19 protein-coding genes and 1 tRNA gene are annotated in these 22534 nt (G+C 71.0%); 12 read left to right on the forward strand and 8 right to left on the reverse strand.

Going from position 1 to position 22534, the window contains the following annotated elements; translation table 11 throughout:
- Positions 1–508: 508 nt before the first annotated feature.
- The 8 genes from TR50_RS28930 to htpX all read left to right on the forward strand — a co-directional run bounded on the left by TR50_RS28930 (position 509) and on the right by htpX (position 9089).
- Complete coding sequence (locus TR50_RS28930) at positions 509–1471, forward strand: complex I subunit 1/NuoH family protein (protein ID WP_042428578.1); 963 nt, start codon at positions 509–511, stop codon at positions 1469–1471.
- Complete coding sequence (locus TR50_RS28935) at positions 1471–2022, forward strand: NuoI/complex I 23 kDa subunit family protein (RefSeq protein ID WP_042428582.1); 552 nt, start codon at positions 1471–1473, stop codon at positions 2020–2022. The genes TR50_RS28930 and TR50_RS28935 overlap by 1 nt, the downstream gene beginning before the upstream one ends.
- Positions 2019–2573, forward strand: a complete 555-nt coding sequence (locus TR50_RS28940) for an NADH-quinone oxidoreductase subunit J family protein (RefSeq protein WP_042428585.1) — start codon at positions 2019–2021, stop codon at positions 2571–2573. Before TR50_RS28935 ends, TR50_RS28940 begins: the two co-directional genes overlap by 4 nt.
- Before the next feature lie 4 nt (positions 2574–2577).
- Positions 2578–2958: an NADH-quinone oxidoreductase subunit NuoK gene (nuoK, locus tag TR50_RS28945; RefSeq protein ID WP_042428588.1), complete on the forward strand. Its 381-nt coding sequence runs from the start codon at positions 2578–2580 to the stop codon at positions 2956–2958.
- On the forward strand, positions 2955–4952 hold the full coding sequence (locus TR50_RS28950) for an NADH-quinone oxidoreductase subunit 5 family protein (RefSeq protein WP_042428591.1): 1998 nt from the start codon (positions 2955–2957) through the stop codon (positions 4950–4952). Before nuoK ends, TR50_RS28950 begins: the two co-directional genes overlap by 4 nt.
- 49 nt (positions 4953–5001) lie before the next feature.
- Positions 5002–6552 carry a complex I subunit 4 family protein gene (locus tag TR50_RS28955; RefSeq protein WP_042428594.1) on the forward strand — a complete coding sequence of 517 codons (1551 nt, stop codon included), beginning with the start codon at positions 5002–5004 and terminating at the stop codon, positions 6550–6552.
- 3 nt (positions 6553–6555) lie between these two features.
- Positions 6556–8067 carry an NADH-quinone oxidoreductase subunit N gene (locus tag TR50_RS28960; RefSeq protein WP_042428597.1) on the forward strand — a complete coding sequence of 504 codons (1512 nt, stop codon included), beginning with the start codon at positions 6556–6558 and terminating at the stop codon, positions 8065–8067.
- Positions 8068–8216: 149 nt separating this feature from the next.
- Positions 8217–9089: a zinc metalloprotease HtpX gene (htpX, locus tag TR50_RS28965; RefSeq protein ID WP_042428600.1), complete on the forward strand. Its 873-nt coding sequence runs from the start codon at positions 8217–8219 to the stop codon at positions 9087–9089.
- A gap of 17 nt (positions 9090–9106) precedes the next feature.
- Here htpX and TR50_RS28970 read toward each other — a convergent pair whose 3' ends face one another.
- Together TR50_RS28970 and TR50_RS28975 are read right to left on the reverse strand one after the other, a co-directional pair.
- Positions 9107–10450 carry an NRAMP family divalent metal transporter gene (locus tag TR50_RS28970; protein WP_236654631.1) on the reverse strand — a complete coding sequence of 448 codons (1344 nt, stop codon included), beginning with the start codon at positions 10448–10450 and terminating at the stop codon, positions 9107–9109.
- The gene (locus TR50_RS28975) at positions 10447–11844 is read right to left on the reverse strand and encodes a magnesium transporter MgtE N-terminal domain-containing protein (protein ID WP_042428602.1); all 1398 of its coding nucleotides are present in this window, start codon (positions 11842–11844) and stop codon (positions 10447–10449) included. Before TR50_RS28975 ends, TR50_RS28970 begins: the two co-directional genes overlap by 4 nt.
- Before the next feature lie 515 nt (positions 11845–12359).
- Here TR50_RS28975 and TR50_RS28980 point away from each other — a divergent pair.
- Entirely contained in the window at positions 12360–12761 is a 402-nt protein-coding gene (locus TR50_RS28980; RefSeq protein WP_042428605.1) for a YccF domain-containing protein, read from the forward strand.
- Positions 12762–12816: 55 nt separating this feature from the next.
- Here TR50_RS28980 and mug read toward each other — a convergent pair whose 3' ends face one another.
- Complete coding sequence (gene mug, locus TR50_RS28985; RefSeq protein WP_042428608.1) at positions 12817–13371, reverse strand: G/U mismatch-specific DNA glycosylase; 555 nt, start codon at positions 13369–13371, stop codon at positions 12817–12819.
- Between the two features lie 33 nt (positions 13372–13404).
- Positions 13405–14715, reverse strand: coding sequence for a helix-turn-helix domain-containing protein (locus TR50_RS28990; RefSeq protein ID WP_042428612.1), 1311 nt, complete (start codon positions 14713–14715; stop codon positions 13405–13407).
- Positions 14716–14889: 174 nt separating this feature from the next.
- On the opposite strand from TR50_RS28990, the gene TR50_RS28995 reads away from it, so the two are divergent.
- Positions 14890–15648 (forward strand): DUF4232 domain-containing protein, encoded by a 759-nt coding sequence (locus tag TR50_RS28995; RefSeq protein WP_042428614.1) that lies wholly within the window; start codon positions 14890–14892, stop codon positions 15646–15648.
- A 210-nt stretch (positions 15649–15858) separates the two neighbouring features.
- Here TR50_RS28995 and TR50_RS29000 read toward each other — a convergent pair whose 3' ends face one another.
- The gene (locus TR50_RS29000) at positions 15859–16347 is read right to left on the reverse strand and encodes a YajQ family cyclic di-GMP-binding protein (RefSeq protein ID WP_042371753.1); all 489 of its coding nucleotides are present in this window, start codon (positions 16345–16347) and stop codon (positions 15859–15861) included.
- A gap of 186 nt (positions 16348–16533) precedes the next feature.
- Between TR50_RS29000 and TR50_RS29005 the strand changes: the two genes are divergently transcribed.
- Positions 16534–16614: transfer RNA gene (locus TR50_RS29005), tRNA-Tyr, on the forward strand.
- Between the two features lie 890 nt (positions 16615–17504).
- Here TR50_RS29005 and TR50_RS29015 read toward each other — a convergent pair.
- Together TR50_RS29015 and TR50_RS29020 are read right to left on the reverse strand one after the other, a co-directional pair.
- Complete coding sequence (locus tag TR50_RS29015; RefSeq protein ID WP_042428619.1) at positions 17505–17972, reverse strand: SUKH-4 family immunity protein; 468 nt, start codon at positions 17970–17972, stop codon at positions 17505–17507.
- A gap of 1102 nt (positions 17973–19074) precedes the next feature.
- Positions 19075–19935, reverse strand: coding sequence for a tetratricopeptide repeat protein (locus tag TR50_RS29020; RefSeq protein WP_084701149.1), 861 nt, complete (start codon positions 19933–19935; stop codon positions 19075–19077).
- Positions 19936–20523: 588 nt separating this feature from the next.
- On the opposite strand from TR50_RS29020, the gene TR50_RS29025 reads away from it, so the two are divergent.
- Complete coding sequence (locus TR50_RS29025; RefSeq protein WP_042428621.1) at positions 20524–21597, forward strand: tyrosine-type recombinase/integrase; 1074 nt, start codon at positions 20524–20526, stop codon at positions 21595–21597.
- A gap of 227 nt (positions 21598–21824) precedes the next feature.
- On the opposite strand, the gene TR50_RS29030 is transcribed toward TR50_RS29025, so the two are convergent.
- Entirely contained in the window at positions 21825–22397 is a 573-nt protein-coding gene (locus tag TR50_RS29030; protein ID WP_201776890.1) for a GNAT family N-acetyltransferase, read from the reverse strand.
- Positions 22398–22534 lie beyond the last annotated feature (137 nt).

The raw sequence follows: 22534 nt of genomic DNA on the forward strand, positions 1-22534 counted from the left end.
GCGCGAGCCAGCCCGCCCCGGCGGCGGACGCCGCCACCACCGCCCCGGCGGCCCCTTCCACCCCTGCCTCCCCGGAGACGCCGGAGGCCCCGGCGTCCTCGCCGGACATGCCGTGGCAGACCGCGGACGCCGCCGCCCCCACGGCCCGCCCGCGTCGCTCGCGCTCGGTCTCGGAGGGCAGCGTCAGCCAGCCAGCCGAGCCGGCCCAGCCACCCGCCGCCGGCGGAGACTCCGCCGAGCCCCCGGCCTCCGCAGAGCCCCCGGCCTCGACCGAGACCCCGGCCGCGCCGGATGCGTCCGCTCCGACGGCGCGTCCGCGCCGGACGAGGTCGGCCTCCGAAGGCAGCGTGAGCCAGGCCCCGGCCGCCGATGAGCCCGCCGCCCATGAGCCCGCCGCCGATGAGCCCGCCGCAGGCGGAGAGGGCGACGAGCCCCCGGCTCCCGACGCGTCCGAGAAGGCCGCCGAATCCGATTCCGCCGAAGGCGGTTCCGCTCCTGAGGAGGGCGCGTGACCACCACGCTCGACGCGCTGGTGCGCTGCATCGCCGTGCTCCTCGTCTTCCTCGTCTTCCCGCTCGTGATCGGGCAGACCGAGCACAAGGTGATGGCCCACATGCAGGGCCGGCTCGGGCCCATGTACGCGGGCGGCTTCCACGGGTGGGCGCAGCTCGTCGCCGACGGCGTGAAGTTCGCGCAGAAGGAGGACGTCGTCCCCGCCGGGGCCGATCGGAAGATCTTCCAGCTCGCACCCGCCGTGGCCCTGCTGCCGTACCTGCTCGCGCTCGTGGCCATCCCGCTCGGGCCGGGCGACCTGCTCGGGCAGTCGCTCGACGCAGGGCTGTTCTTCGTGCTGGCCGTGATGGGCGTCGGCGTGCTCGGCTCGCTCATGGCGGGGTGGGCCTCGGCGAACAAGTTCTCCCTGCTCGGCGGCATCCGCACCGCCGCCCAGCTGTTGGCGTACGAGCTGCCGATGCTGCTCGCCGCCGCGTCGGTGGCGATGGCCGCCGGAACGGTCTCGCTGACCGGCATCCTCGGGGCGTTCCACTGGTGGTGGGTGCCCTGGCAGATCGTCGGCGGGTTCGTCTTCTTCGTGTCCGGGCTCGCGGAGCTCCAGCGGCCGCCGTTCGACATGCCGGTGGCCGACTCCGAGATCATCTTCGGCGCCTACACCGAGTACACGGGACTGCGCTTCGCGCTGTTCCTGCTCTCCGAGTACGCGGGCATCCTCGTCGTCTCGGCGCTGACCGCCGTCCTGTTCCTCGGCGGCTGGCACGGGCCGATGGCCGACAGCCTCGGCTGGCTGTGGATGCTGCTGAAGACCTTCGCGCTCGCCTTCCTGGTGATCTGGATCCGCGTCACCTACCCGCGTCTGCGGGAGGACCAGCTGATGCGCTTCGCCTGGACCGTGCTCATCCCGCTCTCCCTCGCGCAGCTCGCACTGACCGGCATCGTCAAGGTGGTGATCTCCTAGTGGCTTCGTTCCCCGGCCGCGGCCTGGCCAAGGGCCTCGCGGTCACCCTGCGCACGATGACGAGGAAGACCGTCACCGCGCAGTACCCCGACGTGCAGCCGGAGCTGCCGCCGCGTTCGCGCGGCGTCATCGCGCTGCTGGAGGAGAACTGCACGGTCTGCATGCTGTGCGCGCGCGAGTGCCCGGACTGGTGCATCTACATCGACTCCCACAAGGAGACGCTGCCCGCCGCCGAGCCGAACGCCCGCGCCCGCACCCGCAACGTGCTGGACCGCTTCGCGATCGACTTCTCGCTCTGCATGTACTGCGGCATCTGCATCGAGGTCTGCCCCTTCGACGCGCTGTTCTGGTCGCCGGAGTTCGAGTACGCGGAGGAGGACATCCACGACCTCACCCACGAGCGCGACCGTCTGCGCGAGTGGATGTGGACCGTGCCGGCGCCGCCCGCGCTCGACCCGGCCGCCGAGGACCCCAAGGAGATCGGCGCCGCCCGCAAGGCCGCCGAGAAGGCGCACGCGGCGGCGGAAGCCGCGAAGGAGGCCGAGGCGTGAACCTGGCCGCCGCCCCTCTCGACTCCACCCACGGCTTCCTCTCGCCGTCCGGCGCCGAGATCGTCTTCGTCCTCGTCGGCCTCGGCGTGCTCGGCGCCGCGCTGCTGACGGTCACCACCAAGCAACTGGTCCACGCCGCGCTCTGGCTGGTCGTCGCGCTGGGCGGACTGGCGATCGAGTACCTGCTGCTGACGGCGGAGTTCATCGCCTGGGTGCAGGTGCTGATCTACGTCGGCGCCGTGGTCGTGCTCGTCCTGTTCGGGCTGATGCTGACCAGAGCGCCGATCGGCGCCTCGCCGGACGCCGACTCGGGCAACCGGTGGCTCGCCCTCGGCGTCGCCCTCGCCGCCGCCGCGACACTGGTGACCCTGGTCGTCGACGCGTTCCGCTGCACCTGGATCGACCTCGGCACCGTGGCGGGCAGCACCAAGGCCAACGGCGTCAGCCTGTTCCGCTACTGGGTGCTGCCGTTCGAGGCGCTCTCGGTGCTGCTGCTGGCCGCACTGGTGGGCGCGATCATCCTGTCCAGGCGCGAGAAGAAGGAGCCCTGACGGGATGCATCTGGTGTTCCCGGCCGTTCTCGCGGCCCTGCTCTTCTGCGTCGGTCTCTACGGTGTGCTGGCGCGGCGCAACGCCGTGCTGATGCTGATGTCCGTCGAGCTGATGCTCAACGCCGTCAACCTCAACCTCGTCGCCTTCGACGTCTGGCTGCGCGACACCCTGCACTCCGGCCAGGCGCTGACGCTGTTCACCATCACCGTGGCGGCCGCCGAGATCGGACTCGGGCTGGCCATCGTGCTGCTGATCTTCCGCAACCGCGGCACCGCCGACATCGACCGCGTGGGCCGCCTGACCGACGGCGACGAGAAGGCCGACGACGACGAGAAGCCCGGCGACCAGAAGGCCGACGACGAAGAGATGGAAGGCGTCGGATGACCCTCACCCTCGCGATCCTCGTCCCGCTGCTGCCGTTCCTCGGCGCGCTCGCCGGCCTCGCGTCCGGTCGTCGCGCGCCCGGACTGGTCCGGCCGCTGGCCGTGCTGCCGACGCTGGCCTCGGCCGTGCTGGCGGTGCTGGTCCTGGCGAAGCTCGGCGCCAAGGGTCACCTGGACTCGGCGACGCGGCTGACGCCGACCGGAGGTCTGCCGATCTCGCTGTCGGTGCACCTGGACGGCATCGCGGTGCTGCTGGCGGTGCTGGTCACCGTCGTCGCCACCTGCGTGCAGATCTACTCCACGGCCTACCTGCGCGAGGACCCCCGCTACCCCTCGTACGCGGCCCTGGTCTCGCTGTTCACCGCGGCGATGCTGCTGGTCGTCTACTCCGGCGACCTGATCGTGCTGCTGGTCGGCTGGGAGGTCATGGGCGTCTGCTCGTACTTCCTGGTGGGGCACCACTGGGAGCGCCCGGACGCGCGGTCCGCGTCGATCAAGGCGTTCCTGGTCACCAAGCTGGGCGACGTCCCATTCCTCTTCGGCATCTTCGTGCTGGCCACCGACGCCGGGACGTTCCAGATCGACGGCATCCTCGGCGCGGCGGCCGCGGGCCGCCTGCACCACGCGACGCTCGCGGCGCTGCTGCTGCTCTGCGGCGTGGCCGGCAAGTCCGCGCAGTTCCCGCTGCACACCTGGCTCCCCGACGCGATGGCGGGCCCGACGCCGGTCTCCGCGCTGATCCACGCCGCGACCATGGTCGCCGCCGGCGTCTACCTGGTGGCCCGGCTGGAGCCGGTCTTCCTGCTCTCCACCGCGGCGCTGGTCGTGCTCGGGATCATGGCCGTGATCACCATGATCGGCTCGGCGCTCTGCGCGCTCGCCCAGGACGACCTCAAGCGGGTGCTGGCCTACTCGACCGTGGGTCAGCTCGGCTACATGGCCGGGGCGCTCGCCGTCGGCGACCGCGACGCCGCACTGTTCCACCTGCTCACCCACGGCGCGTTCAAGGCGCTGCTGTTCCTCTCCGCCGGCGTCGTCATCCACGCCGCGCACACCAACTCGCTGACGGCCATGAGCCGCATGGACGGCCTGCGCCGCCGCATCCCGGACGCCTACGCGACGATGGGCATCGGTCTGGCCTCGCTGGCCGGGCTGCCGCCCTTCTCCGGCTTCTTCAGCAAGGACGCGGTCCTCACCGCCGCCGAGCACGCCGCCAACGGCGACGCGCTGACCGGCGGGCTCGGCCCGGCCGGGAACGTGCCGTCCTGGCTCGGCTGGACGGTGCTGATCGGCGGCCTGCTCACCGCGCTGCTCACCGCCGCCTACGCCACCCGGCTGTGGCTGCTGGCCTTCTTCCCGGTGCGGCGCCCCGCGGCCGAGGGCGTCGTCGAGGTCGGGGCCGTCGCACCGACCGCCGCCGCGGTCGCCGCGCTCGCCTCTGACGAGCCCGCCGGGCCCGTCGAGCCGGCCGCGATGGTGGGCCCGCTGTGGCTGCTGGCCGTGCCCAGCGTGGCTCTCGGCCTCGTCGGACTGTGGCCGCACGCGCTGCCGGACTGGCTGGACGGCGTCTCGCTCACCCCCTCCAGCGTGACCTGGCCGATCGCCACCGCCCTCGCGCTGCTCGGCGCGGGCCTGGCCTGGCTGGCCTGGCGTCGCGCCGCCGCCCGGGTGCTGGCCGAGGCCGAGGCCGACGCTGCCGCTGCCGCCGACCCGGCGCCACTGCTGCTCGGCCCGCTGCTGCAGCCCTCCCGCAACGGCTTCGGCGTCGACGCCCTCTACGACCGCGCCTTCGTCCGCCCCGTCCTCGGCGCGGCCCGGCTGGTCTCCTTCCTGGACCGCGAGGTCGTCGAGACCTACGTCCAGGGCGCCGCCGGCACCCCCGGTCTGATCGGGCGGGTGGTGCGCCGCGCCCAGAACGGCAACACCCAGGGCTACCTGAGCGCGCTCGCGGCGGGCGTCGTGGTGCTGGCCGTGATCGTGGCGGTGGCCCAGTGACGACCACGGCAGTGACTTCGATCGTCCGCAGCACGGAGGCGACCGTCCGATGACCGCCCTGCTCCTCGCCCTGCTCGCGCTGCCGCTGGCCGGCGCCGCCGCCACGCTGGTGCCGGCGCTCGGCGGGCGTCGCGCGCTCTGGTTCGGCGTCGCCGTCACCGGAGCCGACCTCGCCCTGGCCGTCGCCCTGGCCGCCGGCTTCGACCTGCACCGCCCCGCCGTCATGCAGGGGGTCACGAACGTCGCCTGGATCCCCGCCCTGAACGTCCGCTTCCACGTCGGCGTCGACGGCATCTCGCTGCCGCTGCTGGTGCTGACGGCGCTGCTGACGTTCCTGTGCGCGCTCTACTCGCTGAAGAAGCTGCCCTCAGGCGGCAGCGAGCGGGCCTGGACGGGCCTGCTGCTGCTCCTGACCACCGGCATGCTCGCCACCTTCGCCGTGCTCGACCTGCTGCTGTTCTTCCTGGCGTTCGAGATCGTGCTGGTGCCCATGTACTTCATGATCGCCCGCTGGGGCGGGGAGAACCGGGGACCGGCCGCGTTCCGCTTCATCCTCTACACGCTGCTCGGCTCCGCCGTGATGCTGCTGGGGCTGCTGGTGCTCGGCCTCAAGGCCGGAACCTTCGACATGACCGCGCTGGCCGCGAACCACGGCCTCGGCCTCTCCCGCGGCACGCAGATCATCGTCGTGCTCGCCGTCGGCGTCGGACTGGCCGTCAAGTCGCCGATGTGGCCCTTCCACAGCTGGCTGCCCGACGCCCACACCGCCGCGCCCACGGCGGGCTCGGTGCTGCTGGCCGGCGTACTGCTGAAGATGGGCACCTACGGCTTCGTCCGGGTGCTGATCCCGAGCACGCCGCTCGGCATGCACACCCTCGCGCCCTACCTCGGCGCGTTCGCCGTGGTCGGCATCCTCTACGGCTCGCTCGCCTGCCTCTCCCTGGTCCGCCCCGGCGCCAAGGGCGACCTGAAGCGCCTGATCGCCTACTCCTCCGTCGGCCACATGGGCTTCGTCCTGCTCGGCATCGCGACGCTGACCGCCACGGGCGTCAACGGCGCGCTCTTCGCCAACATCGGCCACGGGCTGATCACCGGCCTGCTCTTCTTCCTGGTCGGCGCGGTCAAGGACCGCTACGGCACCGCCGACCTCGACGCGCTCGCCGGGGCGGGAGCCGACACCGGCGCGGCGCTGTACGGGAGGCTGCCGCGTCTCGGCGGCCTGCTGGCGTTCGCCGCCGTGGCCAGCCTGGGCCTGCCCGGTCTCGCCGGGTTCTGGGGCGAGCTCCTCGCCATGCTGGGCTCCTTCCAGCCCGCCGCCGGCCTCTCCCGGCCGACGTTCGTGACCCTGATGGTGCTGGCCGGGCTCGGCACCGTGCTCACCGCGGCCTACCTCCTCTCCGTCGTCCGCCGCGTCTGCATGGGCGATCCGGCCGCGGAGCCCCCGGCCGTCGCCAAGGCCCCGGCCCTCGCGGACGTCCAGGGCTACGAGGCCGCCACCTGGACCCCGCTGGTCGTCCTGACCGTCGTCGCCGGGCTGTGGCCCGCGCTGCTGCTCGGGCTGACCACCCCCGCCGTCAAGGCCCTGCTCGGAGGCAGCTGACCCATGCTGACCGTCGCCGCCCCCTCGCTGATCCAGTCCGTCGACTGGGCGGCGATCGCGCCGCCGCTGGTGCCCGCCGCCCTGGCGCTCGTCGTCCTCGTCGCGGACCTCTTCCTGCCGCCCGCCCGCAAGGCGCTGCTCGGCTGGCTCACCGTCGCCGGGCTCGTCGCCTCGCTGGCGCTGCTGGTGCCGCTGCGCGGCGGCCACCACCGCACCTTCTGCCTCCCGAGCCAGGCGGCCCAGGCCCACGTGCCGGTCTCCTGCTCGTATGTGGCCGACCACTTCGCGCTGGCCTTCCAGCTGCTGGTGCTGGGCGGGGCGCTGCTGGTGGCGCTGCTCTCGATCGTCTCCGTCGACGAGGACCGCCTCCCCGCCGGTGAGTTCTGGTTCCTGCTGCTCGCCTCGACCTGCGGGGCGGCCCTGCTGCCCGCCTGCCGGGACCTGGCCTCGCTCGTCGTCGCGCTGGAGCTCGCCTCGCTGCCCGCCTTCGCGCTCGTCGCGCTGCGCCGCGACGGCCGCGGCGGGGAGGCCGCGCTGAAGTTCTTCCTGTCGTCGGTGACGGCGACGGCCGTCACGCTGCTCGGCGTCAGCTTCGTCTACGCCGCCAGCGGCAGCCTCTACCTGGACCGGATCGCCGCGGCCCTGCCGAACGTGCCCGACCAGCTGCAGCCGCTGACCGCCGTCGGGACCGTGCTCACCCTCGTCGGCTTCGCCTTCAAGACCGCGGCGGTGCCGTTCCACTTCTGGGTGCCCGACACGTACGCGGGCGCTCCTGTGCCCGTGGCCGGATACCTCTCCGTGGTCGGAAAGGCTGCCGGACTGTCCGGCCTCGCCGCAATCGCCGTGCTCGGTTTTCACTCCTACGGGCGAGACTGGGGCCTGGCCCTCGCCGTACTGGCCGCGCTCACCATGACGGTCGGCAACGTCGGCGCGCTGCGTCAGCGCGCCGACGCCCCGTACAGCGCGGTCCGGCTGCTGGCCTGGTCCTCCGTGGCCCAGGCGGGCTATCTGCTGGTCCCGATCGCCGCGGCCGGCTACGGCGCGAGCGCGCACGCCGTGGGCGCGACCGTCGCCTTCGCGCTCGTCTACGGCGTGGTCAACCTCGGCGCCTTCGCCGTGGTCACCTCGGCGGGCGCGCGACTGGACGAGTACCGCGGCCTGTTCTCGCGCCGCCCGGCGGCGGCGCTGGCGATGGCCTTCTTCCTGCTGAACCTGGCGGGCCTGCCTCCGGGCGTGATCGGCCTGTTCGGCAAGGTCGTGGTCTTCCGCGCGGTGGTCGACGCGGGGATGGGCTGGCTGGCCGTCATCATGGCCGTCAACGTCGTGATCGCGCTGTACTACTACCTCGTCTGGACGGCCCGGCTGTTCCAGTCGGCGCCGGACGCGGTCGCGACGCGCCGCCGGGTTCCGGGCGCGCTGGTCGGCGCGCTCGCGCTGGCCGCGGCGCTGGGCGTGGTGCTGTCGGTGGACCCGCAGATCGTGATGCAGCTCGCCTCGGGCTCCCTCTTCGGCTGACCGGCCGGGCCCCTCCCCGGTCAGCCCGGGTCGGTCACCCGTACCGGGGACCCCACGGGTGAGCAGGGAACCAGGGAATCCGTCCCACCCGTTGGAAGTCCTGAACGGGCTGTGAAAGACACCCCCCACGCACGTCTCGGAGGGCTTCCGTGCACCGCCAGCACAACGGTCTGAAGACGGCCGTACTCCTCGGCGCGATGTCCGCGCTGATCCTTGTGATCGGCAGCTTCTGGGGCCGTACCGGCCTCGTCATCGGACTGTTCGTCGCGCTGGCGACCAACGGCTTCGCCTACTGGAACAGCGACAGGCTGGCACTGCGCTCGATGCGGGCCCGCCCGGTCAGCGAGATCGAGGCGCCGGTGATGTACCGGATCGTCCGTGAGCTCTCCACCTCCGCGCGTCAGCCGATGCCGCGGCTCTACATCTCTCCCACGGACGCGCCCAACGCCTTCGCCACCGGCCGCAACCCCCGCAACGCCGCGGTCTGCTGCACCCAGGGGATCCTCAACATCCTGGACGAGCGGGAGCTGCGCGGCGTGCTCGGCCACGAGCTGTCCCACGTCTACAACCGGGACATCCTCATCTCCTCGGTGGCGGGCGCGCTGGCCTCGGTCGTGATGTTCCTGGTCAACTTCGCCTGGCTGATCCCGATCGGCCGCAGCGACGACGACGAGGGCCCGGGCCTGGTCGGGATGCTGCTGATCATGATCCTCGGCCCGCTGGCCGCGAGCATCATCCAACTGGCCGTCAGCCGCTCCCGCGAGTACCAGGCGGACGCCTCGGGCGCCCAGCTGACCGGGGATCCGCTCGCGCTGGCGAGCGCGCTGCGCAAGCTGGAGCGCGGCACGCAGCTGCTGCCGCTCCCGGCCCGGCCCGAGCTGGAGACCACCAGCCACATGATGATCGCCAACCCGTTCCGGGCCGGTTCCGGCGGCGGGATCGCCACCAGGCTGTTCTCGACGCACCCGCCCATGCCGGACCGCATCGCCCGCCTGGAGCAGATGGCCGGCCCCCTGGGCTGACCTCCCGTGAGGGCGCGTCAGGCCAGCCCGAACCAGCCGAGCACCGTGTCCACCAGCAGGATCGTCGACATCAGCGCGACGCCCACCACGACGACCGTGGCCACGATCCGGTAGCGCGGGCTGTTGGCGTGCGCGCCCAGCAGGCTGCGGCGGTTGGTCAGGATCAGCAGGTAGACCAGGATGATCGGGGTGATCAGGCCCTGCAGCACCTGAGTGCCGATCAGCAGCTGGATCACGTCGACCGGCGTCATCGCCACCGCCGCGCCCAGCAGGATCTGCGCGGTGAACAGGCTGAGGAAGAACGGCGCGTCGCGGAACGAGCGGGAGACGGAACGCTCGACGCCGGCCGCCTCGCCGATGGCGTAGCTGGCCGAGAGCGGCACGACCGCGCCCGCCAGCGCGGAGGCGCCGATCAGGCCGACCGCGAAGAGGGCCTCCGCGCTCTGCCCGGCCACCGGCTCCAGCGCCTTGGCCGCGTCCGCCGCCGAGTTCAGCGGACCCGTGCCGCCGATGGCGGAGGCGGTGGCGATGATGATGGTCAGGCTGATGACGCAGGCGAACACGGCGCCGATGATCGCGTCCGCGCGGATCAGCGGGTAGTCGATGGTCCGGGTGCCGCGGTCGACCACGCCGGCGGCGGCGTAGAACTGCATGTAGGGGCTGACCGTGGTGCCGATCAGGGCGACGGCCAGCAGGATGAAGGCCTTGTCGCCGGTCAGGTGGGGGATCACCAGGTTCTTGCCGACGACGCCCCAGTGCGGCTTGCCCAGGATCATCGCGATCGGGTAGGCGAAGAAGACCAGCGACATCACCAGGAAGATCCGCTCGGCGTAGCGGTAGGAGCCGAACAGCACCAGCCCCCACAGCAGCAGCGCGGCGGGCGGGATGATCGCCCACTTGGGGATGCCCAGCAGTTCGAAGCCCGCGCCGATGCCCGCGAACTCGGAGACCACCAGGCCGGTGTTGGCCAGCAGCAGGCAGCCCAGCGCCAGCCCGGTCGCGCGCAGGCTGAACTGCTCGCGGATCAGTGCGCCCAGGCCCTTGCCCGTGAAGGCGCCGAGCCGGACCGCCATCTCCTGCACCAGCACCAGGGCGATGGTGACCAGCACCATGAAGAACAGCGTCCCGTAGGCGTACTGCGATCCCGCGCTGGCGTACGTCGCGATGCCGGCCGCGTCGTTGCCGGCGTTCGCCGCGACCAGGCCGGGGCCGGCCACGCCGACCAGGGCCACGATCCTGGTCCAGCGGCTCCAACGGGTGACGCGGCCCAGCACGGGGATCCGGGCCAGTCGGCTCGCCGGCGCTGCGCCGGGCTCGGCCGCCGCGGCCTCGCCCTGGGCGCTGTCGGTGTCGACGGTCACTGCAGGAACCTCCGGAAGTGCAGGCGGCCCCTGGCGGGCAGCAGGTGGTCGAGGACGTCGTCGGCCAGGATCCGGCCGAGGGGACGCCGGTCCTCGTCGACGACCAGGAGCGAGGAGGCGCGTGAGGCGACCAGCCGCGCGGCCACGTCCCCGAGCCGGGTGTGCGCGTCCACCGCCTCGTCGCGGGTGAACTGGCTCAGCCAGTCCGCGATCTCGCCGATCGTGGTGCGGTCCTCGGCGACGGTCAGGTCGAACAGCGGGATGTCGGCCAGCAGCCGGCCGTCGTCGGCGACCAGCGCCACCGCGTCGATCTCGGCGCGGTGCTCGGCGGAGGTGGCCAGCTCGGCGCGGATCTCCGCCACGGTCTGCTCGCGCAGGGCGGTGACCAGGCGGGTCGTCATCGAGCCGCCCGCGGTGTCCTCGGGGTAGGCCAGCAGCTCGCGCAGCTGGGCCGCCTCGTCGTCGCCGATCCGGGTGAGCAGCTGCTCGCGCTCGTCGTGCTGCAGGTCGCGCAGCGCCTCGGCGGCCTCGTCCGGCTCCATCTCCTCGACCAGGCGGGCGGCGCTCTCCGGAGGGGCCTCGCGCAGCAGGTTCTCCAGCTCGGCGGGCTCCATCTCCTCCAGCGCGTCGGCGGCGTGCCCGGGGTCGAGCATGGCCAGCAGCTGCTGGCGCTCGGAGCGGCCGAGGTCCTCCAGCAGGTCGGCCAGCTCGGAGGGGCGCAGCCGGTGCAGGGCGGAGCGGGACGCGTTGAGCCGCACCTCGGCCGGGCCGTCGGTGGCGTTCTCGGCGAAGGGGGCGACAGTCTGCCAGTCGACCACTCGTTCGGGTGTAGCCCGCGTCTGCCAGCGCTTCGGGCCGAGCCGCCGAAGTAGGGTGGGGAGGCTGACATCGACTCCCACCAACAGCACCCGGCCGCCGACGGGCGCGAGGTAGAGGTCGGCCGCGCGGTTCACCTGCACGCCGTCCACGTCGACCAGTTGATGGTCCAGCACATCGCGCCCGAGCAGCACCTCGCCCGGGCGGCGGACGAAGTCGGTGAGGTCCATCCGGGCGCTCTTGAGCTGCACCCGGTCCGCGCGGATCTGCCCGATCGCGGAGGCGGCGAGGAACGAGCGGCGGCGTCCGACGCGGACGACCAGACCCGTGACGGGCGGGTAGGGCTCGTTGCCGTACAGCCGCGCGACGACGTCGACGACGCGGCCGACCTCGTCGCCCACGGGATTGAGCACCGGGCGACCGGTCAGGCCGGCGAGGGAGACGAGGGCCTCGCGCACGGCGCGTGAGGCGGTGGCCTGGCGGACCAGCTGTACGCGTCGGCCGCGCAGCCGCGCCGTCGTGCCCGTGAGCAGGGCGGACGAGCTCGGGCCGGCGTTGGACGAGGTGGTGGAAGGCATGGCGGTGACACCCCCAGTTACCCGCGCGAAGGCGGATCAGGGCGGCACGAAGACGGACGGCCTCAGGCGCGGGCCCAGGGCGCGGCGGCGGGCGCGGTCTGTGGGGAGACGCCTACCGGCGCGGGGCGGCCGACTTCGAGCAGCGGGAGAAGGCGGAGGACGAGGTGGGAACTGGGTGGGGCTGACTATGGCCCGGACTACTGTCCACGTTTCGCCTCCTTCCGATCGGGGACGCCGCACATGAGTGCGTGTTCGCGTCGCTGCGAGTCGGCGGTCTGGGGTGCCGTCGGTCTTGGGTGCCGTCGGCCTGCGATGCCGTCGGTCTGCGGTGCCGTTGACACAATGACAGGTCGACACGGTGACAACCGGCCGGATTCTACCCAGGTGGAGCTGCAGCACGCCATTGGTCCAGCTCCAGGCCCGCTCGGGGCCCGAGTGGCAGCACGTCGAACGGGGAACCAGACTGTCATGGACGGGCGTGGAACGTGGTGGAAGCGTCGACACGGAGGAGAGAAGTGAAGCTGATCAACTTCGTCCTGAACGTCATCTGGCTCGTCTTCTGCGGCCTGTGGATGGCGCTCGCCTACGTGGTCGCCGGGATCATCTGCGCGATCCTGATCATCACGATCCCCTGGGCGATCGCTTCCTTCCGGCTCGCCATGTACGTGCTGTGGCCGTTCGGACGGACGACGAGGGTGCGCGACGACGCCGGCGCCGCCTCCTGCGCGGGAAACGTGGTCTGGTTGATCTTCGCGGGCTGGTGGCTGGCCATCGGCCACATCGCCACCAGCATCGCGCTGGCCGTCACGATCATCGGGATCCCGTTCGCCTGGGCGAACCTGAAGCTGATCCCGGTCTCGCTGATGCCGCTCGGCCGCGAGATCGTCTCGACCGAGGACCGTTTCGCCGGCTGGTGAGCGCGGCGCGGCGCAGGCGGGGCCCAGGTGGGGCACAGGTGGGGCGCAGACGGGGTCAGCCCTCGACGGCCTCGCGCAGGCGGCGGAACTCCGCCGCGATGCCGTCCAGGGTGTAGTGGGCGTTGAGCCCGCTCGGGTTGGGCAGCAGCCAGACGCGGGTGGCCTCCGTCGCGCCGCCGAGCCCGAGCTCCTGCGGTCCGACGGTGGCCCTCGGCCGGCCGAACGCCGCCCGGTAGGCCCCGATGCCCAGAACGGCGAGCGCTCTCGGCTGCCACCGTTCCACCCGCTCGACCAGCGCCTTGCCGCCCAGCCGGTACTCCTCGGCGGTCAGTTCGTCCGCCTTGGCTGTGGTGCGGGCCACCACGTTGGTGATGCCGAGCCCCAGCCCGAGCAGTTCGCCCTGCTCCTCCGGCCGCAGCTGACGCGGTGTGAAGCCGCCGCGGTGCAGCGCCGGCCAGAACCGGTTGCCCGGTCGGGCGAAGTGGCGGCCGGTCGCGCCCGACCAGAGCCCCGGGTTGATGCCGCAGAACAGCACCCGCAGGTCGGGTCCGATCACGTCGTCGATGATCGCGTCCTGCGCGGCGGCCAGCTGTTCGGCGGTGGGTTTCACGTGCCCCAGTCTGCACCGGCCGGCGTGCGGGCCCTACTCGTCGACCGAGGTGTGGGACCAGGCGGTGCCGTCGTAGAAGTAGGCCGGGTCGCCCTGGAGGCCGACGGTGCGGAAGGGCCGGCCCTGGGACGTGATCGGCAGCTGCCCCTGCCGGTCGCCGCTGCTCCAGGACAGCTCGAGGTACCAGCTGACGTCCCGGCCCACGGTGCTCGCGTCCACGTCCAGGACCTGCGGGTCGCCGGCCGAGACCTGGTAGGGGAAGTTCGTGACCGTGGCCGTCACGCCGTTGCCGACATAGCCCGCCACGGGCGTGGTGCGCGGCACCGGCTGGTCGAGGTTCACCGCGAAGGACGCCGGGTCGAGCCCGCCGCCGCAACCGGAGCCGGGGGTGAAGGCGTTCCCCTTCGGCGCGGGCTTGCTGCTGATCACGTGCACGAAGAGCGCGTGCAGCACGACCGGCTGCCCGTTCGTGCTCTGCACCGTCAGCTGCAGCCGCAGGTGCCCGCCCGGGACCCCGCCGAGGGCGGACGCCCACGCGCCGGTCTGCTCCAGCGACGGCGGCGGCGGGACCTTGCCCGGCTGCTGCTGCATCAGGAACCACTGGCCGCACTGCATGTCCCAGTTGTCGGCCAGGACGTTGACCGAGATGAGCGGCTGACCGTTGCCGGCGCCGCTTTGGCCGCCTCCGGCGCTCGCCGAGGTGGAGGGGGTTCCGTTCGCAGAGCTCGGGGAACCGGATGAGGACGCGGACGCCGTCGCCGAGGCGTCCGGGGGTGGACCGGATGGGCCGGTGGCACCGGTGGCACCGGCCGCACCTGTCGAGGCGCGGAGCGCGAGCGGGGTGGTGGCGCCGGTGTTCTGCGCGCCGCCGCCCGCGCCTCCTCCGTGGAGGGCGACCGGTAGGGCGGCGACGGTGGCGAGCCCGGCGACTGCGGCGACGGTGCTGAGGACGAGCACGGACCGCCGCGGCCGGCGCAGCCGCGGCAGCCGCTGCAGAACGTGGGCATCGACCGGCTCGGCCGTGCCGGGTGCGCTCTCGACCACCTCGGGTGCGACCGTGGACAGGGGTTCCGGCTCCTCTGCCGCCCGCTCGGGCTCGCGACGCGCGGCGTCCGCCAGCAGCCAGCGGCGGTGCAGGATCACGAGTTCGTCCGGCGTCGCCCCGCACAGGCGCGCGAGGCGCTCGACCGGGGCGTAGTCGGTGGGGACCGCGGCGCCGTTGCAGTAGCGGTGCAGCGTGGAGGTGCTGACGTGCAGCCGGGTGGCGAGCTGGCCGTAGCTGCGTCCCGAACGCTCCTTCAGTTCGCGCAGCAGCGCCGCGAAATCCTCGATGCGCGTGGCCATTCCACTCTCCCCTCGTCCCGCGACGCCGTTCCAGGCGACGCCATCATCGCAGCTCAGGGCGGCAGAAACGTTCCAGCGTCCCTGACTGTCGCGAGACTGTGGCATCCGGGACGGATCAGGCCCGACGGTGGTGTCGCAAGCCAGTCGACGATCACACAGCGAAGGTCAGCCACCATGTCGATGAAGTCCGCTCTCACGTCCGCCGCCGTCCTCACCCTGGGGGCGCTCGCCCTCACCGCCTGCCAGGCGGGTACGACGGGGACGGCGGGCGGGTCCTCGCCGTCCTCCGTCGCGTCGAGCCCCGCGTCCGGCACCGCCGGGGCCTCGTCGGGCACGTCCGGCAGCACCTCCGGTCAGCCGGTCTCCGCCTCGTCCGGGCCCGCCTCGTCGAGCGGCGGCAGCACGGGCGGCTCCGGCGGGACGGGTGGTTCCGGTGGTTCCGGTGGTGACGCGACGAGCGACAGCTACGCCTACAAGCACCCCTGCGCGCCGCAGCAGCTCTCGGTGCACGTCGTCCGGCGCTCGGCCGCGCCGTCCCAGCGGGTGATCGAGGTCATCAACAACGGGTCGCGCTCCTGCGGCCTCAGCTACTTCCCGCAGGTCTCGCTGGACAACGCACAGGCGGCGGACGGCAGCCAGGCGGTCAGGCCGCTGATCCCGAGCGGCCTCGGCGGCGCTCCCGCCTTCCCCGTCTACGCGGGCCGGACCGCCTACGCCGTCATCGACCTCGACCCGAGCGGCGCGACCACCGGCACGGTGGCGGGCGTCAACGAGCTCAACGTCCTCGCGGACGGCGACCACATGCCGAACGCGGCCACGTTGAACTTCCCGCTCGGCGACGGCGCGCTCGTGCTGAAGCCGAAGCTCGGCCTCTACCGCGACAACGTCGCGGACGCCGTCAGCTCGATGCAGTCCGCGGACCACCAGTCCTGAAGGTCCGGGCCGACGCCGGGCGCCTCGCGGCGGATCGTCGCCGGCAGCGTGCGCCCGGTCGGCCGAACGACGAGGGCACAACGAGGGCGGCAGCGGAGTCGGCCCCGGCCCGGATGCCCTCGTTGTGCCCTGCAGCCACCCCGTCAGTCACCCAGGGCCTGCCTGCCTGCATGAATGCATACCTGCGTTTGCGCAGGTCAGGGCGATGATCTAGCGGTAGTTCACGAACTGGACGGCGAAGTCCAGGTCCTTGCCGCGCAGCAGCGTCTGGACGGCCTGCAGGTCGTCGCGGCTCTTCGAGCTGACCCGCAGCTCCTCGCCCTGAACCTGGGCCTTGACGCCCTTGGGGCCCTCGTCCCGGATGATCTTGGCGATCTTCTTCGCGTTGTCCTGGGTGATGCCCTCCTGGATGGTCGCGAAGATCTTGTACTCCTTGCCGGAGAGCTGCGGGTCTCCCGCGTCCAGCGCCTTCAGTGAGATCCCGCGCTTGACCAGCTTGGTCTGGAAGACGTCGAGGATGGCCTTGACCCGCTCCTCGCCGTTGGCCTTCATCTCGATCTTCTCGCCGGACCACTCGATGGAGGCCCCGACGTTCTTGAAGTCGAATCGCGTGGCGATCTCGCGGCCGGTCTGGTTGAGCGCGTTGTCGACCTCCTGCCGCTCGACCTTCGAAACGATGTCGAAACTGGAGTCGGCCATGATGCTTGAGTCTCCTTGATTCCCTCGGGTCCCGTGCACCGGCCCGGGCACGGCGGTCGACCCAGCCTAGCCACCCGTCCGGCCTCCTGCCCGCCCCCCACACTGATCAACCGAGTGGCGAAGCACCCCCCACCATCAGGTATGGTTTACGACGTCGGAGCGGGCGACCGCGAAGACACTATCCCTGGCGGGTTGCCCGAGCGGCCAAAGGGAGCAGACTGTAAATCTGTCGCGCAAGCTACGCAGGTTCGAACCCTGCACCCGCCACGTGGAAGCCGAGAGGCCCCGGACCAGCACAAGCGGTCCGGGGCCTCTCGCATGTCAGGTCCCCGGTGAACTCCGCCACGTACCGCTGTTCCCCGCCTCTTCTGGCACGTGGATGGCACGGCCGTGCTGGCGCCCCCGATAGGCTTGACCTGACCCTGCGCCGATCGGCAGACGCCCCTAATGCCGGTCCGTCTTTGTGGAGGGGGCCTGCCGTGTTCGAGCCGGGCCAGGGTGGGGATATCCCGTCACGGGCCTGAGCGGCCGAGGACGCGAGCGGATTTACAGACCGCCCAGCAAACGAGGGGTCTAGCCTCCTGATCTGCACCGGGTCGTCTTGTGCCTGACGCGCCCGGGGCCTTGGTCCGCCCCTGGTCCGGATCTTGATGCCAGTCAGTAGAAGGTGCGACTGGCTACCTCGGGCCGCGTACCAGTGCGCCGATACCGGGTCCACACGCCGAAGGCCGCTTGAAGAAAGGAGCGCCAGCCGTCAGCGTCTTGATTGCTCCACTCCTCGGTCTCCAGATTGACGCTCATCCCGTTCGGGACGGGCTCCCCAACCTCGTTGGACACTCGGAACAGGGCCTCGGGCAAACAGAAGAGCAGCCACCCGCTACGCCCACCATCCGACTCAGCCCAGGAGTACACCGCGCCAGCCTCCGTATCCGACACGAGACGAATCGCAATCGACGCCGCCACGCTGCGCCCCTTCTGTTGCCCAGGGCAGGGAATCTAGCTCACAGGGCCGCATCGCCCACACCGAGGAGGCTCCGTCTAAGCAACTTGGGCTGACCTCGACTCCTGTACCTGTAGGAACGGGTGCTCTTCTCCCCGCTGGTGCCCTTGCCGCCCCTAGGCTCCCCGGTCGATCTGGCGCAGTTGTGGCACGGCTCTCAGAGAAGCCCATCAGCCATCTGCTCCAGGATGACCGACCACCAGTTTTCAGCGTCCGCCAATGCCAAGGGGTCAATCATCGAGATCCGCCTCTGGAGGTCATCCAGGGTCTGCGTGGCTTGATCCTCGTCACACTCGGCAGCCGCCTCGGAGAATTCGGCAAGGCATGAGCCATAGGCGCCCAGAGTAGCCACGAATGCATCGAGGGACCGGCTTACGAACCGGTTCGGAATCCGTTCGCTGGAACCGACTGGGACCGCGTGGAGGTGGCCGTCTTGGCTGCTGATGCAGAGGTTGGTGCCGCTGTCGTCACCGATCCAGGTCATGCCGGCGTCCTGGAGAGTTGCCTCGGATACATCCAGTGGCTTCGTGGTCACGAGCTCCCCGGGGAGGTCGAGCAAGGCCCCGCCTTCGTGATTGAGGCGGACGCTCAGATGCCGCATCGCCGCTTCCAATACCTCAGACACAAAACCCTCCGGGTAATTCGTGTTCGCCTGGCCAGACAGCCTAATCATGCGGGCCTGCCCATATCGGGGGCTAAGTGGGGTGGTTCCTCCTCGATCGGGCAGCTCTGCCGCACCGGGGTTCTCCCAGGGCCGCCAGGCTCACGGCGTGACCCTTGGGCTTGGCCTGGCGGCCCTGGGAGGTTCCCGGTACGCCTCTGGTGCTCGGTCGGGGAGGTGCCGCCCCACGCCACCACCCTTACCCCCCCACCTCCCGCACCATTTCGCCCTCGCTTCGAGCCTCCTTGAGAGGGCCGGGGTTTGGGGCAGAGCCCCATGGCGTCCGCCCTGCTGGCGGTGATGGTCGCGGCTGAGGAGTAGGGCGTCACGCTCGCGAAGGCGGGCCGCATGGTTGCTGCGTGCCTCCCGCCGAGGCGGCCCCGGTCCCGCCCCGACCCGACCGGCACCCTGGACGCACCCCGTACCCGTTCCGGCGGTGGGTGCTTGATGCAAATCGTCGGTGAGCTCAGCCATGCCGTCCCGGACTGTTGATCCCCCAAGTCCTTCTTTGCTTGAGGGGGCGGCCACCGCCGGCGCGCGCTCGCCCGTACTTAAGGCTTGAGGGCGGGCGGGCGTCGGCGGATGGCCGACGCCCGCGTAGCAGCGTGAATGTCCAGACCGTGAGGTCGCCGATCAGTTATTCGCTCTGCCGTGAGTCCGTGGTGGCTGCTGCGGGACTCGTCCCGCGTCGATTCCTGCTCTTCCTCGCCCTGCGGTTGGTTGAGTACGGGCCTGCGGGAGCGACCGGGGAGAGGGTGCCGATCGGGTCGGGGCGGGACCGAGGCAGTCATCCGCGGGAAGGTCAGCGGGGACGACGGCGGGCGGTGCCGCGCGAGCGGAGCGAGCGCCTTAACTCAGTAGAGAAAGTCATCACAGCTCCCTGCCGGGCGCCCATGTCCGGTCTCGGGTGATGCTTGACACCGCTTTCCTCGGCTTGGCTGTGCGTGTCTGACGACGCGTATGGGGAGGCCGGGGCTGTGCTGGTGGAGTTGAGCGTGATCGAGCAGAGGCATGACGCGGTCAAGGAGGTGTCTGCTACATCGTCCAGACCTCGGGCGAGGGTCGATCACCTCCCGTGGTGATGCGCTCTGCGTATGAGTGTCTCGGCGTCCTGTGTCCGACCGGCAAGTTCTGCAGCGGCCTGGATCTGTTCATCGGTCATCCCGTGCATGACCAGCTGGATCGCTTCGTGTAGTCCATCCCCGTTGGCGTGATTGAGCATGGCGAGGAACCAGCGAACCGCTTGGACCTTGTCTGGGGCTGTTCCCAAGCCGTCGCGGTACCAGCAGCCAGCGGCGAACATCGCACTTGTATGGCCTTGCCGAGCGGCGTGGAGGTACCAGGAGAGGGCCTCTTCGTCCTCGTCGATTGCGGCCAGTTGGTTGCCGAGCACGGCCGCTGCCTCTGTCACCCCGCCATTGGCGGCTTGGCGGAGGAGGCGCAGGCACTCTGCGTGGTTCCTGGAGCGGATTTCGCCCGTGATGTGCATTCCCGCCAGGTTGTAGGCGGCGTACGGGTCGCCTGCCTGGGCGGCGGAGCTGAACAGGGACTCCGCTTGGAACGAGGAGGCTGGGGCGCCGCGTCCTGAGCGGTACATGTACCCCAGGGTGCGTGTCGCCGCCGCGTTCCCGGCCTTGGCTGCCGAACGTGCGTATTCGAATGCAGTGGGGAGCGCGGAGTCGTCCAGGAAGTCGACCATCAGGCCGGCCGCTAGCGCCTGTGCGTCGATGTCGCCAGTGTCCGCGAGCGCCCTGAGGCCCGGGATGGCGCTCAGCAGCAAGTTCGCCGATTCGAGGCTTCCCGAGTTCGAGCCAGCGAGCCAGGCGTTGGCGGCCTCTTTCCAGTCTCCTCGTGCTGCGGCCTGGTGGCCTCGGCTGACCCACTCAGCGGCAGACTTGTGTGTGTCAGGAGAAGGAACCGGCGTCATGAGCCGTCATCCTGCCTCATGCCCTCCCGGTTCCACAGTCCGGTCCTGCTGTGCCTCGTGAGGTCCGTACTCGGGCTTCGTGCGCACGACGACGGCCTTCCTCGGCGGCGCGGAGCAAGGCATGGGCTACGCGCTCGGCATCGTCCGGGGACAGGTAGATCTCATCGGTCCACAGCACTACTGACAGGCGCACTGTGCCATCCAGCAGGTTCGTGGCCACGTCCATCTCAGCGCCGTTCCCGGTGATGTCCATGACGTTCAAGTCCTGGTCGCTGCTGTAGGCGCTCACGGGCCATGAGCATGCCCGAGGGCCCGCCCCGAAGGGAGGCGATTGCAGCTTGATCGTCTAGCCCGACCGTCAAACGTCAGGTGAAGCCGAACCGTCAAGCATCAACTGAACCTAGACATCTGCCGGGCGCCCAACGGATCTGGTGAGTGCAGTGCTCAGCGACCGTTGACCGACGCCTTGACGCGCCCGGCATCGTTTCGCCGGCCTCCCAACGCTTCCATTGCCGAAGCATGTTGGCGTCTTCTGGCAGCTTCTTCGGTGCGTGTGCGCGCAGCATCGCAATCGCATCACCCTGGGACATGCCTCGCGCTTCGCGCTCGGCCACGATCACCGACGCTGGCCTGTGGCTGGACAGGAAGCGCGTCGAGATCGAGGAAGGTCGCTGGCTCGACCCGGACGCGGGGAAGACGACCGTGGGGGAGTGGGCTGACCGCTGGCTGGCCTCCGCCCGGCCGGGCCTCAAGGCGACCACCGACGCGCTCTATGCCGGACTGATCCGTTCCCGGATCAAGCCGAAGTTCGGCACGGTGGCTGTTGCTGACCTCCGCCCGATCATGGTTGCCGAGTGGGTTGCCGAGATGCGCTCGGACGGCCTGAGCGCGTCGCGCATCCGGCACGCCTACATCGTGCTGAGTCAGATGATGGCCGCGCCTGTGGACAATGATATGCGCAGCTCATCGCCGTGCCGTGGCGTCAAGCTCCCGCGCATCACCCAGGCAGAACCGACCATCCTGACGCCCGAGCAGGTCGAACGGCTCATCGGGCAACTCCGGGGCAAGCACCGCGTCCTCGTCATGCTGCTGGCGTACGCCGGACTGCGGCTCGGTGAGGCGTTCGCCCTCCGCCGGTCCGCTGTCGATCTGGCCTCGCAGCGCATCCACGTCGTGGCCAGCGTTACCGAGATCAGCGGGAAGCAGGTGTTCGACCTGCCCAAGTCGCACCAGACACGAGAGATCACGATCCCGGCCACTGTGGTGACTGCCCTCCAGCGGCTGATCGCCAAGCTTCCGGAGGAAGGTGACCCCCTCGTCTTCACCGGGGACCGCCTCAGTCGGCCGCTCCGCTACGGCTGGTGGCGCGAGTACATCTTCGACCCCGCCGCCGAGCGCGCCGGGCTCCCTGAGATCACCCCGAAGGACCTCCGGGCGACTCACGCCACGTGGGTGGCGGACCGGCTCGGCGTCATGGCGGCGGCCAAGCGGCTCGGCCACTCCAACGCCAGTGTCACGACGCGCCACTACGCTCGTGCTGTGCAGGCGCGAGAGGACGAAGCGGCACGGACACTCGACGCGATGCGTGATCAAGCGCTTAAGGCACGTGAACGGCACGACGACGGAGACGACGGCGCTGCGGGCGTCCTGGTACCCGTCTGACCTGCGGCGGAAGTGCCCCGGCGCTAGTTGATCACGGGACACTGTAAATCTGTCGCGCAAGCTACGCAGGTTCGAACCCTGCACCCGCCACGTGGAAGCCGGAAGGCCCTGTGACCTGAAAAAACGGTCCAGGGCCTTTCGCATGTCCGGGCTCCGGCAGTCCCCCGGTGTGGGACGTGGACGCAGGGCGAGCGGTGCTCGGCCGTGCCACCCTGGGCCGGGCTGCCTCAGGGGTGCTGCGTGCCAGGCAGTGGCGGCGGGAACGGGTCACGCGCGAGCCGTGCGTGGAGATGTTCGTCGTGCAGTTCGCCGTCGCCGTAGCGATACGAGGACCGGAGCGTGCCCTCCAGCAGGAATCCGGACTTCGCCGCGACCCGGCAGGATGCGGGGTTCTCCAGTCCGTGCAGGAGTTGTAGCCGCGTCAGCCCCAGCTCCCCGAACGCCCAGTCTGCGACCGAACGCAGCGCGGCGGTGCCGACGCCTCGGCCGCGGGCCCACGGTGCGACCCGGTAGCCGATCTCCGCGGAGGAGTTCTCGGTGTCGATGTCGAACAGGGATATCGTTCCGAGCAGCCTGCCCTCCGGGGCGTCGAAGACTCCCCACTGCGCCGAGGCGCCCCCGTTCCAGTTCGACCAACGCTCGCACCAGGCCAGGGCCGTCTCCTCATCGGTGACGCCGGTCAGCGCGTTCCACATCCGGATCTCGGCCTCGTGCGACATCGCCAGCACGTCCTTGGCCTCACGCGGCGAAGGGGGCCGGAGGCGGTAGCCGCCGGCCATGACCTCGACTGGCTCAAGCACAAGATCAGACGACTCCATGCCGCGGATTGTGCCGGAGGCCGACGGTGACGTCACACGACTTTCGACAGATCAGGTGCGTGCGGAGGCGGGAGACGGCGTGAGGGAGGCCCCCAGTGGCGACGGCGCGCCGTGCTGGG

It is taken from the genome of Streptacidiphilus anmyonensis (assembly GCF_000787855.1).
GTDB classification, from domain to species: Bacteria; Actinomycetota; Actinomycetes; order Streptomycetales; family Streptomycetaceae; genus Streptacidiphilus; species Streptacidiphilus anmyonensis.